This is a genomic window from Rhodococcus sp. 06-462-5 (assembly GCF_002258315.1).
In the GTDB taxonomy this organism is placed as follows: domain Bacteria; phylum Actinomycetota; class Actinomycetes; order Mycobacteriales; family Mycobacteriaceae; genus Rhodococcoides.
Map to the genome: position 1 here is coordinate 125,150 of NZ_NOYD01000018.1, position 12,515 is coordinate 137,664.

The following is a 12,515-nucleotide window of genomic DNA, read 5'->3' on the forward strand; positions in this document are numbered from 1 at the left end:
AGTGCGCCGCGGCCCTACCTCCAGGCGCTAGTTCGATTCCTGTTCGACCGCGGGCAGTTTCACCCATTCGAGTGCCCAACCGTTCAACTGCAAGAGAACTTTGCCCAACGCAGTCCCCATGTCGGTGAGCCGGTATTCGATTCGGACCGGTGTCGTCGGATGCACCACCCGAGCGACGAGGCCACCGGACTCCAGTCCTTTGAGGCGCTTGGACAACGTGCTGTCGGTGATGCCGGGAATCGCGGCGGCGATGTCGTTGAACCGTTGGGGTCCCGCAATCAGCGTTCGAAGCACGGTGCCCGCCCAGCGTTGATCCAGCATTCGCATTCCTGCAGCGAAGTAGGGACAGTACGGGTCTACCTCGACGTGCTCATCGTCCATCGCGTTCTGCACCTCACTTCCGTTTAGTCCGAACCGGCGAGTCGACACGACGAGCTCGGCACTACCAAAATGGTAGTTGCTATAATAACACTAGTGAACTAGCGTCATCGCACACGGGGGCTCACGCCACCGATCAGGCGCCACGCGCGGCCACCCCAATCCCAGTACCGGTCGGCTACACGATCGTCCGGTGCACTCGAAGAAGGAGGGCACTGTGCCCAAGGATAGTTCCGAAACGTTCGCATCGTCCGTCCCCCTGCGGATGTTGATCGTCGGTCGCATCATGGTTGCCACCAGTCACCTTGCCGCGCCTACGCTCGTGGCCCGATTCTTCGGTATGGAATCGAAGGGCACTGTGGCCGTTGCCTATCAACAGATGTTCGGAATCCGTAACGCAGCCCTCGCGCTCGGGCTGACGAGACTCGACCGCTTCCGGTCCCCGGAAGATTTCATCCGCCTCAACATCGTCATGGATGCCGTCGACGCTGTGGCCTGGATCGCGGCCGCTCGTCGGAAGGAAATCGCCGGTTCGACGACGGTGATGGCACCGGGGGTGGCGTTGTCGGCCGTGGCGGCCGGAGCATTGGCGCTCCGGTTGGGGCGGACGGCACGCTGAGAACTGTTGTGCTGCTTGTGTTTTGTGTGGCCGGATGGCTGGACGACTGATCGGCTGGTCGAGTCACCCGCGGTTGTCGTTGTTCGAATCAATTCACAAGGTCGAGAGAGGTCGAAAATGTCGAATGCAGAGGACGATCGGAAGCTTCGCAAGTTTCGCAGAGAGCGCGCTGTCGGCCGATATCTGAACCCAATTGTGTTGGGACTGAGTAAAATAGGTGTTCGCACTGCCATGACTACCGAGTTGGAGACCATCGGACGCAAGAGCGGCAAGATGCGCCGGGTGCCGGTGAACGCTCAATTCGACAGCACCGGCGCATGGGTGATCAGTCAACACGGAACTCGCTCCGGATGGGGCATCAACATCGTCGACAACCCGAAAGTTCGTGTGCGACAGGGTAGGCATTGGCGTACCGGAGTCGCCACACTGAGGCCCGACGACGACGTGGTCGCCAGGGCACGAACGTTCGGCTCCGTTGGATTCAAAGTCGCGCAAGCCTTGGAGACGACACCGATATCGGTACGCATCGACTACGTCGATTGACAGATTTCATCGCCCCCCATTATCTCAGCGTAACAACGGTCCCTTGCTCACCACCACCAGAATGAGGTTCACCAATGAAGACAGTCCAACTCACCGGCGTCGGCAACCCTTCGTCGGTCTATCGACTGCACGAGGTACCGGACATCGACAGCGCCGACATAGCCGCCGACGAGGTTCTGGTCGACGTCGACTACGCGCCCATCAACTTCAACGACCTGATGTTTGCTCGCGTACCGGGCCTGATCGCGCACTTTCCGGCGCAGGTGGGGAACGAAGGCACCGGAGTCGTGGCCGCCATCGGAGCGAATGTGACCTCGGTCGCCGTTGGTCAACGGGTACTGCTTCCTCTCACATCAGGAACCTGGCGCCAACAAATCGCACTGCCGGCCACCAGCCTGGTCGTCGTTCCGCCCGAGGTCGACCCCCAGCAAGCAGCGATGCTGACCGTCAATGCCGCCACCGCGGAGTTCCTGCTCCGCGACTACGCCCAGTTGCAACCCGGCGACGCCGTCGTGTTCAACGCGGCCACCTCGGGACTCGCACGCTGGTTGATAACCCTTGCGGGCAAGCGAGACGTTCGAACGATCGGCATCGTCCGCCGAGCCGACGACATCGCCGCAGTCGAAGCGCTCGGGTGCGACGTAGTCATCGACATCAACGACGGCGCACAGGCGGCGCACGAACGCGTGGCAGGTCTCAACACTGTTCTCGCCCTGGACCTTCTCGGTGGCGAATCGAGCCGACTCCTCGCCAAGCTGCTGGCACCGGGCGGTGTGCTGGTGACCTACGGCAACGTGACCGGAGATCCCGTCGCCGTGGACACATTCGACGTTCTGAGCAAGGACCTGACGATCAGGGGGTTCTACCAGGGAACTTCACGCTATCTCACGGAGACACCTCTGGTGGTGGCACAAACGATTCTGCCAATTCTTGACTCCTCCAAAGTAGTCCAGCCCATCGCCGCGGTGTACCCACTACGCGAACTCACTTCCGCGATCGAGCACGCAGCGTCCGGCGCCAGGGTTCTCTTGGACCTCGGCCGGTAGAGGGGGAGCCACGTCAGGACGGTTCGGCGACGTCCCGGGATGACGTGAGGTGCACGGGCGGTCAGGCGTCCCTCAGAAATTCTTTCACCGGGCCGGCAATCTCTGCCGCTTTGTCCTCGAACAGCGCCACGGTACCCCCGTCGACGACGTGGACCCGAACGCTGGCTGCGCCGGTGAGGTGTTTGCGCAGCGGAGGCAGGTTGGGCATGGCGAAGGGGTCGTCCGATGCGCCGGTGAGGAGTGTGGGCGACGTAATCAATCCGATGCGGTCCTCGATGCGGTAACGGTCGCATGCGCGGTGGCCCTCCGCTGGATCGATGCCGAACGTGAGTGCGTCTCGGAGGAATCGGTCCAGCAGTGGGCCCCGTGGGCTCGGGTAGTAGGGAAACCGCTTGTTCCACAGCGTCATCAGATGTGAGCCGTCATCGCGACGATCTGCGCAGTCGACTCCGTCCTTGTCGGCGGGACGTGCTCGACGTTCCGGTCCGGTGAACGGGCAAGACGACAGAACGAGGTGACCGATGTGCGCGTCGGACTCATTCGCACCCGAGGCCGCAGCCACCTCGAGGGCAACCAGCGCGCCCGTGTGATGGCCGAGTACGTCGACATCGGAGATCCCGAGCGCAGCCAGCACTTCGTGCACACCGCGAGCGTAGAGCTCGATCGATTGTGGGCCCGGCACTTTGACGCTCGCGCCGAATCCGACCATGTCCATCGCGACCACTCGGTGCTCGGCCGCGACCAAGGGGATGAACTCGCGGAACTCGTCCCACGACCTCGGGGCTTGGTGCAACAGAACGAGCGGCGGCCCCTCACCCATCTGGGTGACGTGCATCTGCCCGAGTGCACAGTCGACGTACGAACTTCGTGGAGAGGACATGTCACTCGTTTCTGTTCGGGAGCCGGCGCCGACGATCGGCGAATACCAGGAGTGCTGCCACCGCGGCAGCCCCACCCATCATCGACGCGACAGCGAGCGCGTCGTTTCCCAGCAGTCCTACCACCGGTGCCGCCGCTGCGGCGCAGGTGAATTGGAACCCGCCGATCAGTGCCGATGCGGTCCCCGCCACTTCACGTTGGTCGGTCAGTGCCACGGCAGGTGCGTTGGGCATCACCGAACCCATCACGGCAAGCAGAGCCATCACCGGCACCGCGAAACCCCACAGGCCGCCTGTTCCGGTCGCGGCGAGAACGACGAACACGGCCCCCACGACAGCGCCTGTGGACAGCGTGGCGCGGAGGAGCGTTCGTGGGCCCCACCGACTCAGCAGGACGACCTTGAGCTGGGAGGACGCGATCAGGACGGCGGCACCGCCGGCGAACGACAATCCGAATTGTTGCGGGCTGAGTCCGAATTGGCCCTGAAGCACGAACGGGGATGCGGCGATGTACGAGAACATCAGCACCCGGCCGGCTCCAGATACAAGGACCATGCGGACGAAGTGCGGGTTGGTGCACAACCGTCCGTAGTTGGTGGCGATCACAGTAGGGCGGGGCCAGGTACGGGCACCGACGGGCAAGGTCTCTGGCATCGCGAACAGACCCAGCAAAACGACCACGGCACCGAGCACTGCCAACACCAGGAAGATCGACCGCCACGTCGACACCGTGAGCACGAACCCGCCGATCGTGGGCGCCAGGATCGGAGCAACTCCCATGACGAGCATCAACCTGGACATCATCACGGCGGCCGCGTTACCGTCAAACAGGTCTCGTACGACAGCCATCGCGAGCACTACACCTCCCGCGGCCCCGAAACCCTGCAGCATGCGCAGCGCCGCGAGTGTTTCGGCTCAACACCGGGCAGGGTGCCTTGTGCTCGTTCCTCCTCGAACAGGGCGTGTGGGCGGATTTCGCGTTGATCGCCAAGCCGGGGTGGACCGTGTCGTGGGAAGAAGTAGGTCTCGCGTGGTTCGCGATCACCGTCCACGGCACCATACCTAAGTGGGTTCTCGCCACCGACTGCCCTACTCCAATCCGATCGCGGCCGCCGGTGCCGTGGCTTCCCGGCTCGAAGCCTGGTTCCCGAAATACAGCGCGTCCAACACCTCAGGACTTGTGGCCCCCAAAGGAATGGTGGCCAATATCCGTGGGGGATGGGAGCGGACCGCATCGTTCACCCCGGAGCAGGTCACGATGACCGTCGACTTGAGACTCAGTCCACGCACCACCCCGACGCAGGCCAAACGCGAACTGACCGCCGCAGTGCGGGAGATCTCGGCCGACCTCGGCGACGTGCGTATCGACATCGAACCGGTTCTGTCGATCGCGGGGGAGTCGTCCGACGAAGATATGTGGTTGTGCCGCAGCGCGATTCGTGCTTGGGCGGACGTCGAGGGTCGCGCCCACGAACCGACGTACGACCAGAGCGGAGCAACCGACGCGAACATCCTGCGTAGCCGCGGGATTCCGACCGTACGGGTCGGCATGCCGAAAGTGGCGAACGCGCCGTTCGAAGTCGACTTCGCCATGGGCATGAACACCGTGGACCTCGACGAGGCCGTGAAGTTGACGCACTACCTGGTCGAAGTCGCGATCGACACCGTCACCAGCTCGCTCCAGGAAGTAGGACTTTGACCCATGGCAACCGTAGTACTCGGCGTGGCCGCGTCACACAGCACGTTGATGAACACCCACTGGGAAGAAACGAGGCACAAGGCCGAGGCAGAGCGCTTCCGTGACGGACTGCGTACCACCCGCGACCGCATCGCGGCCGTTGCACCCGACGTAGTGATCCTGCTCGGCTCCAATCACTTCCGCGGCTTCTGGCACGATTTGATCCCCGCCTTCACCATCGGAGTGGGGGAATGCATCGCCAGCGGCGAGTCAGGAACCCCCCAAGGGTGATCAACTAGTGGACGTCGACCTCGCGCGGCATCTGGCGAACGACATGGTCGAGGGCGGAGCGTTCGACCCAGCGTTCTCTGCGCGCCTGCAGATCGATCACGGTCAGTCGCAAGCGATCCAAAACCTGCTCGACGGAATCTACGTGCCCATAGTTCCAATCGTGGTGAACGTCTTCGCGCCACCGCTGCCGACCTTTGCACGGTGCCGCGAGTTCGCCGCGGCTCTTCGAGAGTCTCTGGAACGGGAGTCGTCCAGTAAGCGGGTGGTCGTCATCGAATCGGGTGGTCTTTCGCACCGGCTTCCCTGGCCGGACTGGCGGGAGCCGCACGGCGACGACGAAGACTTCATGGTGCAAGCGCGGCTGGACGGTCGAGACAACTGGTCGCAGTACGACATTCGGCGTCGCGAGATCATTCGTGCCGCTCAGTCGTCGATCACACCGTCGTTCGATGATTACGTGCTGCGCTTGTTCGAGAAGGGCAACGCGGACGAAATGGCCGACTACTCGACGGACTACGTCGAAAAGGAAGCAGGGAACGGGGCGCAGGAACTGCGCACGTGGCTGATGATGTCCACCCTCCTGCGTGACGTCGCGGGTGAACGGGTGGCGTACGAGGCGATCCCGGAATGGCTCACGGGCATGGGAATCACGATTCTCGACCCCACAACACAGAAACAGGAGATCTCATGACCATCTGGACCGAATTGGCAGGCCTGGATTTCTGCATGAAGACGGTCGACGCAGCGGGCGTCCCGACGCGGTCGCTTCAGGCGGGGTCGGGCGACGAGGCCGTGATCTTCCTGCACGGAACGAGCGGCCACCTCGAAGCGTTCGCCCGCAACATCGCGGTCCACGCCGAGTGCCACGCGATCGACATGCACGGTCACGGATACACCGGTAAACCCGACTATCCATACGAGATCCCGCGATACGTAGAGCATCTCGCGGCGTACATGGATGCAGTCGGACTGTCCCGCGCACACCTGGTCGGTGAATCCCTGGGTGGATGGGTGGCGGCGTACCTCGCATCCGATCAGCCGGAACGCGTTCTGTCGCTGCAACTTCTGGCGGCGGGCGGCACGGTTGCCAATTCCGTGGTCATGGATCGGATCAAGTCGTCGACCATGCGCGCAGTCCAGACCGACGACATCGAGCTGACGCGCTCTCGCATGCATCTGGTGATGCACGACCCGGCCGACGCGACGGACGAGCTGATCGACGTGCGCCACCGCATCTACCATCAGCCGGATTTCATCGCGAACATCGGCAATCTCTTGACGCTGCAGAGCATGGAGACCCGCCAGCGCAATCTGCTCAGGCCCGACCGCCTCGCGAAGATCGTCGCCCCGACCCTCGTGGTGTGGGGGGGCAAGAGAACCCGTTCGGCGACGTTCCCGAGGCACGCAAAATGGCCGCGGACATCCCGGGCGCACGTCTCGAACTGTTCGACGAATGCGGGCACTGGCCTCAGCACGAGCAGTACGAGCGGTACAACCCACTCAGTCTCGACTTCGTCGCCAAGGCGTCGGCAACGGTGGCCTGACACTCCTGATCATCCCACTACCGACTCGCACATCCGGCCGACGACACCGACAAGGTCCTGATCTTTCGCGACGAACACGGGGTGTGGACTTCGACCTGGCCACCAGCGGGTACTTTTCATGGCCACGGACAGTCGGTCCCGGCAACGACTCACGGCATTTTGGCCCGATCGTGGCTACTCAACCGCGTCGCCGAACGGCGATCGTGGCCGCGCCGGCCTCGGACGCGTTTCACGCTGAGTGCGTGGCATAGACAGCTCGTTCGAATTCCTCGTAGACAGCCATGAATCCGGGGGTTACGAACGGCAGGAATTGCGAATAGATGGACGCGGCGATCCCGTTCGTCGGGTCGACCCAGAAGTGTGTGTTGGCCAGGCCAGCCCATGAGCCGGACAGCGGGGCGCGCAGCCCCGGCCGTTGTTCCCGATTCAGTTGTAAGCCCCAACCCCAGGTTTGGTGCGCCCCGGAATGATAGTCGGAACTCGAGGCTGGATCGGCAGCCGGGATGGTGGCGGGCATGTCGAGCTTTCCGATCTGCGGAGTGAAGGCTTCCCTCACCGTTTTTTCGCTCAGAATCCGAACTCCGTCCAACTCACCCCGACGCAGAAGCATCTGCTGGAATCTGATGTAGTCACGCGGCGTGGAATATAATGCATGGCCGCCGGCCCACCAGTCGGGCTCTTGCGGCCAGTCGATGTCGGTCACGCTCCAGCCCTTGTCTGTCAGCGCGTAAACGGGCACCAAGGATTCACGTTGTTCGACACTGGGGCTGAAGGTGGTATGTGTCATCTCGAGTGGACCAGTCACGTGATCGTGTACCTGGCGGGGTAGAGAGTTCCCGGAGACGACCTCGATGATCTTTCCGAGGTAGTCGGTATTCATTCCGTACTCGAAACGCGTTCCGGGATCGGCAACCAACGGCGCCGTAAACGCGGCGGCGTTCCCTGCTAGAACATTGGGTGTTCCGGTCGCCTGTTCCCAGGCGAACACCTCGGGGCTCCAGAACCAGTAGGTCAATCCCGATGTGTGAGTTAACAGGTGACGAATGGTCGGTTGCGTCGACGGAGTGCGGAAGCGGGGTCCGTCCGAGGTCATGGCGTCGAGGACCTGAAGCTGGTCGATTCCCGGGACGTATGCGCCGGCGGGGTCGTCGAGCCCTATCTCGCCGCGTTCGACCAGTTGGAGCGCGGCGACAGTAGTGACCATCTTGGTCATCGATGCCAGCCGGTATGTAGTGTCCACATCGACGATATCTTCCGTCACGGGGGTTCGTCGGCCGGCACCGCCTGAGTAGATGATTCCTTCGCGGTCGGCGACGACGGCGCTGATGTTCGGTGCAGCGCCGGTGTGGACCGCTCGGAACAATATCTCGTCGAGTACTTCCTTCATGTGTCCATCCTGTCGTCGATTCGGGTTGAGTTGGTAAAGCAGTCACTGACCGGCACGTTGATGTGCTGGCTGTCACACTCAATCAGAAAGGGAAGACGGTCATCACCTCTGAAAAGAGGTGCCGCGACGTCCGACCGCGTCACACTCTTAGACGTGGATTGGGCGGACACGGGCATTCGTTGAACGCTGGAGGTGGGTTACACGATGAACTGGGATTCAGCCGGATCGGAGCCGGCGTTTGCGCCGCCCGGTAGAGCGATGCGGCTGCCACATCAGGAGCGATCGACGGACCCCTTGTTGGGCATGCTGCTCGATGTGAGAAGCGTGTTCGACCCCGAATCGTCGTTGACCGTCACCCTGCAGGAAGCGGTAGGCGACGCAGGCGGCTGTTCAGCTGTCGCCTGGGTCGCGCTGCCCGAGTCCGACGGTGGTCTGGTCATCGAACGGGTTCTGGGACAGCGCACAGAGTCGTTGCCCCAACTGCATGTCGGTGCCGGCCAGGGGATCACGGGAAAGGTGTTCGAGCGGGCGCGGATGCAGTGGGTGCAGGACTATGTCGGCGCAGAGTCGATCACTCATGAGTTCGACTCCATCATCGAGGACGAGCGGCTCCGCAGGCTGATCGCCGCGCCCCTCGGCGATCTCATTGAACATCCGGGAGTTTTGACGGTCGGGCGACGTGATGCCGGCGAGTTCGGTGGAGAGATGATCGCGCGTATCGCGGATCTCGCGAATCGGGCAGGTGCCGCGTTGGAGATCGCTCGGGCAGCACGGGCCAATGCCGCGGCAGCAGCACTCGCCGAACGACGCCGTTTGAGCGAGGATCTGCACGACGGTGTGGGGGCACTCCTGTTCTCGCTGGCCTCGCGTACCGAGCGATTGCAGCGCCGCGTCGCCGAGCGGGAGTTCGCGGAGGAGATCGGTGCGCTGGCCGGCGAACTCGGTCAGATCGGTTCGCTGGTACGAACGCTCGTCGCCGACTGGCATTCGAGCGCCACGTCCGACCTGTACGCGGAGGTCGAGGGGATCGTCGAGGACTTCGAACGAAGGAGCGAGATCAATGCCCAAGCGGTGTTGGTCGGCAGTCTTCCACCGATGAATGCCTCTGTGATTCAGGCAATGACGAGATTCATAGGGGTCGCGCTGTCGAACGTCGAACGACACTCACAGGCCAGACGGGTGACCGTCACGCTCTCCGGTCTGCCGGACCAGGTCGCCGCTGTGGTGTTCAATGACGGCCCCGCCCCGGCCTCGGTGATTCCGGGAGTCGGACTCGGTGGGGCGGAAGAGAGGATCATCAGGCTGGGTGGGTCGTTGACCGACATCACCGAGGACGACGGCGCCGGATTCACTGTACGAGCACGGATTCCGTTGTGACGAGCGTCTACGTGGTCGACGACCACCCGATCGTCGGGCATGGAGTTCAACTGATCCTCGACGGCGAGCCCGATCTGACCTTCGCGGGTGCCTCGGGTGCGCTTCCCGACGCAGTGTCGGCGGTGGCGCGGATACGGCCCGAGGTCATCCTTCTGGATGTGCGGTTGCCGGGTACAGATGCGGTCCGCGCCGTCAAAGCGCTCCTACAGTCGGGACCGTCGTCGCGGATCGCGCTGTTCACCGCAGATCCCTCTCACCCCCACGTGCGCGGCGCACGGACTGCGGGAGCAGTGGCGACCCTGGCCAAGGACACCGCACCCGGCCGACTCCGGGAACTCATTCGTGAGGTGGCGGCCGGCGTAGCCATTCCGAACGAGGGCATCGAGGCCAGCATCTTCACCGCACGTCAGCTCGATGTGCTGACTCTGGTGGCGGTTGGATTGACCAACCAGGAGATCGCCGACGAACTCGGCGTTCAGCCGACAACGGTCAAGACCTACTGGCAGGAGGCGATGCAACGCCTCGGGGTTCGTAATCGCGCTGAGGCCATAGCTGTGGCGTACCGACAGGGATTGCTCTGAGCGCACCCTCCGAGTGCAGGTGACACCAGACACATCATTACCGGTCCGCACTACAGTGCATCGCGTTAGAGAAGGCACCGATCTGCACGAGCCCGGCGAGCGCGGGACTGTCCGGTCGTGAGCCGGTGAGCGGCGACAGGCAGTGGACTTCGAACGGGAGCAGCCGGGCTGGAGTGACGCTCTTCTCCCGGAGCACTGGTACAGGCCCGATGGCCATCTGTCTTGTCCGCCATGCGGGACGAATAAAAGGCAATGGCGCCGGGGTATGTGACGTGTCGGGCCTTTGAAGGGCATTGCACACCCACCGTTCGGGGGTGCCCTACGTCATATGGTCCTTCGTACAGTGCCCTCATGTCGCAATCCTCGTACAGCCCAGCATCGATTCTCCCTACCGCCGCAGCTCAGTACGGTACGAAGTGCGCGTTGATCACCGACACCCGATCGTTGAGCTACACCGGGCTGAACGACCTCAGTGACCGCGTTGCGGCGGCGTTGGTCGACAGAGGTGTTGAACCCGGGCAGCTCGTATCACTGTTCTCACAGAATCGCTGGGAGTGGGTCGTTGCCTATCACGGCATTCTCAAAGCGGGCGCGGTCGTCAATCCGATCAACGTGATGCTGACGTACGACGAGTTGGCCTTCGTTCTCGACGACTGCGAAGCCGTCGCCGTTTTCACCAGTTCCGATCACGCCGGACGTGTGGTCGACGTGGCGAACACGATGCCACGACTGCGCGACGTCATCTGCTTCGACGGGAACATCGCAGGCTCCACCGATTTCACCGATATGACGTCGTTCGTCGGCTCCGCACCCGAGGTGGACATCGACGCTGCGGGCCCGGGCTCGGTGGGATACACCTCGGGAACGACCGGCCATCCCAAAGGGGCTGTGCAGAGCCACCGCGCCGTCCTGCTGAATTGTGCTCTGACCGCCACCATGCACGGGAGGACCGACAGTGATGTCGTCGTGACCGCTCTCCCGACGCCCCACGTCTACGGCAACGTCGTGGTGAACGGCACGTTCATCGCCGGCGGCACCGTCGTCCTCATGCAACGGTTCGACGCGACCCGCGCGCTCGAGCTCATCGAGCACCACCGCGCCACCATGTTCGAGGGTGTCCCGGCGATGTATTCGATGATGCTTGCCGAGGACACCATGGCCGATCGCGACATCTCCTCGCTGACACGGTGCACGGTCGGCGGTCAGACCATGGCCACGTCCACCATCGAACGGTGGCAGACGCGTGCGGGAGCGCCGCTGCTCGAACTATGGGGTATGACCGAAATCGCCGGGCTCGGTGCCACACATACCGTGCACGCACCGGCGTCCCCGGGTTCCATCGGCGTCTCGATTCCCGGCACCGAACTCAAGGTGGTTGATCTGACCGACCCGTCCGTCGAAGCGGCATTGGGTGAGCCCGGCGAGCTGATGGTGCGGGGCCCGATCGTGATGATCGGATACTACGGAAACCAGACTGCGACCGACGAGGTCCTCGAAGCGGACGGCTGGCTGCACACCGGAGACATCGCAACCAAGGACGACACCGGACACTACTTCGTCGTCGATCGCCGCAAGGACATGATCATCACCGGCGGCTACAACATCTATCCGGCCGAGATCGAGCGAGTCATGGCAGCGCACCCGGACGTCGCGCTCGTCGCCGTCGGCTCTGTACCGGACGAGGTGAAGGGCGAGCTTGCTTGCGCGTACGTCGTTCGAACCGCCCGTTCGCAGGTGACCGGCGAGGAGCTGATCACGTTCGCCGCGGAACGTCTCGCGGCATACAAGCGACCGCGCCTGGTGCGTTTCGTGGACTCACTCCCCACCACATCGTCCGGCAAGATCATGCGCAGACGTCTCCATGAGCACGCGTCGCCGTGAGAGCAACGACCGGTCGGTAGCGGCGGGCCGACGAGTGAACTACGAGGTCTTGCACGCGAACGCGCGGACCTGGCTGGCTGCATATCTCGCGCGGTGTCGTCGTCGAGCGGCCTGTACGGCGCGTTTTGGCGGAATCGACCAACTTTCCACCGACCACCGCGGTCGATGCTGGGGTCGAGGTGCTGTCCAATGTCACTTGGTGTCGCGGCAGGCGTAAACAACGGCGCTCGCGTCAAGGCCTCAGACGCCCTATTCTACGTAGCGAACAAGTTCGACAGTGGTTCGCAGGAGTCTCCGGAGTGTAAGTACCCA

At 63.1% G+C, this 12,515-nt stretch carries 14 protein-coding genes; 10 read left to right on the forward strand and 4 right to left on the reverse strand.

What is annotated here, in order from left to right; translation table 11 throughout:
- Positions 1–27: 27 nt before the first annotated feature.
- Positions 28–381 carry a helix-turn-helix domain-containing protein gene (locus CH251_RS12685; RefSeq protein WP_032391912.1) on the reverse strand — a complete coding sequence of 118 codons (354 nt, stop codon included), beginning with the start codon at positions 379–381 and terminating at the stop codon, positions 28–30.
- Between the two features lie 214 nt (positions 382–595).
- Between CH251_RS12685 and CH251_RS12690 the strand changes: the two genes are divergently transcribed.
- The 3 genes from CH251_RS12690 to CH251_RS12700 all read left to right on the forward strand — a co-directional run bounded on the left by CH251_RS12690 (position 596) and on the right by CH251_RS12700 (position 2,586).
- Positions 596–997, forward strand: a complete 402-nt coding sequence (locus CH251_RS12690; RefSeq protein WP_032391913.1) for a hypothetical protein — start codon at positions 596–598, stop codon at positions 995–997.
- Between the two features lie 117 nt (positions 998–1,114).
- The gene (locus CH251_RS12695) at positions 1,115–1,540 is read left to right on the forward strand and encodes a nitroreductase family deazaflavin-dependent oxidoreductase (RefSeq protein ID WP_032391787.1); all 426 of its coding nucleotides are present in this window, start codon (positions 1,115–1,117) and stop codon (positions 1,538–1,540) included.
- Between the two features lie 74 nt (positions 1,541–1,614).
- Positions 1,615–2,586: a zinc-dependent alcohol dehydrogenase family protein gene (locus CH251_RS12700; protein ID WP_052053417.1), complete on the forward strand. Its 972-nt coding sequence runs from the start codon at positions 1,615–1,617 to the stop codon at positions 2,584–2,586.
- Between the two features lie 61 nt (positions 2,587–2,647).
- Here CH251_RS12700 and CH251_RS12705 read toward each other — a convergent pair whose 3' ends face one another.
- Positions 2,648–3,466 (reverse strand): alpha/beta fold hydrolase, encoded by an 819-nt coding sequence (locus tag CH251_RS12705; RefSeq protein ID WP_032391788.1) that lies wholly within the window; start codon positions 3,464–3,466, stop codon positions 2,648–2,650.
- 1 nt (position 3,467) lies between these two features.
- Complete coding sequence (locus tag CH251_RS12710; protein ID WP_256979051.1) at positions 3,468–4,361, reverse strand: MFS transporter; 894 nt, start codon at positions 4,359–4,361, stop codon at positions 3,468–3,470.
- Between the two features lie 169 nt (positions 4,362–4,530).
- Here CH251_RS12710 and CH251_RS12715 point away from each other — a divergent pair, with 169 nt between their 5' ends.
- The 4 genes from CH251_RS12715 to CH251_RS12725 are packed head-to-tail and all read left to right on the forward strand — an operon-like array spanning position 4,531 to position 7,038.
- On the forward strand, positions 4,531–5,163 hold the full coding sequence (locus CH251_RS12715) for a hypothetical protein (RefSeq protein ID WP_230598260.1): 633 nt from the start codon (positions 4,531–4,533) through the stop codon (positions 5,161–5,163).
- 3 nt (positions 5,164–5,166) lie between these two features.
- Positions 5,167–5,433 (forward strand): hypothetical protein, encoded by a 267-nt coding sequence (locus CH251_RS27915; protein ID WP_230598261.1) that lies wholly within the window; start codon positions 5,167–5,169, stop codon positions 5,431–5,433.
- A 7-nt stretch (positions 5,434–5,440) separates the two neighbouring features.
- On the forward strand, positions 5,441–6,124 hold the full coding sequence (locus tag CH251_RS12720) for a catechol 1,2-dioxygenase (RefSeq protein ID WP_230598263.1): 684 nt from the start codon (positions 5,441–5,443) through the stop codon (positions 6,122–6,124).
- Complete coding sequence (locus tag CH251_RS12725; protein WP_230598265.1) at positions 6,121–7,038, forward strand: alpha/beta fold hydrolase; 918 nt, start codon at positions 6,121–6,123, stop codon at positions 7,036–7,038. The genes CH251_RS12720 and CH251_RS12725 overlap by 4 nt, the downstream gene beginning before the upstream one ends.
- A gap of 168 nt (positions 7,039–7,206) precedes the next feature.
- Here CH251_RS12725 and CH251_RS12730 read toward each other — a convergent pair whose 3' ends face one another.
- The gene (locus tag CH251_RS12730; RefSeq protein ID WP_094613505.1) at positions 7,207–8,364 is read right to left on the reverse strand and encodes a serine hydrolase; all 1,158 of its coding nucleotides are present in this window, start codon (positions 8,362–8,364) and stop codon (positions 7,207–7,209) included.
- 204 nt (positions 8,365–8,568) lie between these two features.
- Between CH251_RS12730 and CH251_RS12735 the strand changes: the two genes are divergently transcribed.
- From CH251_RS12735 to CH251_RS12745, 3 genes are all read left to right on the forward strand, one after another.
- Complete coding sequence (locus CH251_RS12735) at positions 8,569–9,741, forward strand: GAF domain-containing sensor histidine kinase (protein WP_094686861.1); 1,173 nt, start codon at positions 8,569–8,571, stop codon at positions 9,739–9,741.
- Positions 9,738–10,322: a response regulator transcription factor gene (locus CH251_RS12740; RefSeq protein WP_032391791.1), complete on the forward strand. Its 585-nt coding sequence runs from the start codon at positions 9,738–9,740 to the stop codon at positions 10,320–10,322. Before CH251_RS12735 ends, CH251_RS12740 begins: the two co-directional genes overlap by 4 nt.
- Before the next feature lie 351 nt (positions 10,323–10,673).
- Positions 10,674–12,203, forward strand: a complete 1,530-nt coding sequence (locus CH251_RS12745) for a class I adenylate-forming enzyme family protein (RefSeq protein ID WP_032391792.1) — start codon at positions 10,674–10,676, stop codon at positions 12,201–12,203.
- Positions 12,204–12,515: the final 312 nt, after the last annotated feature.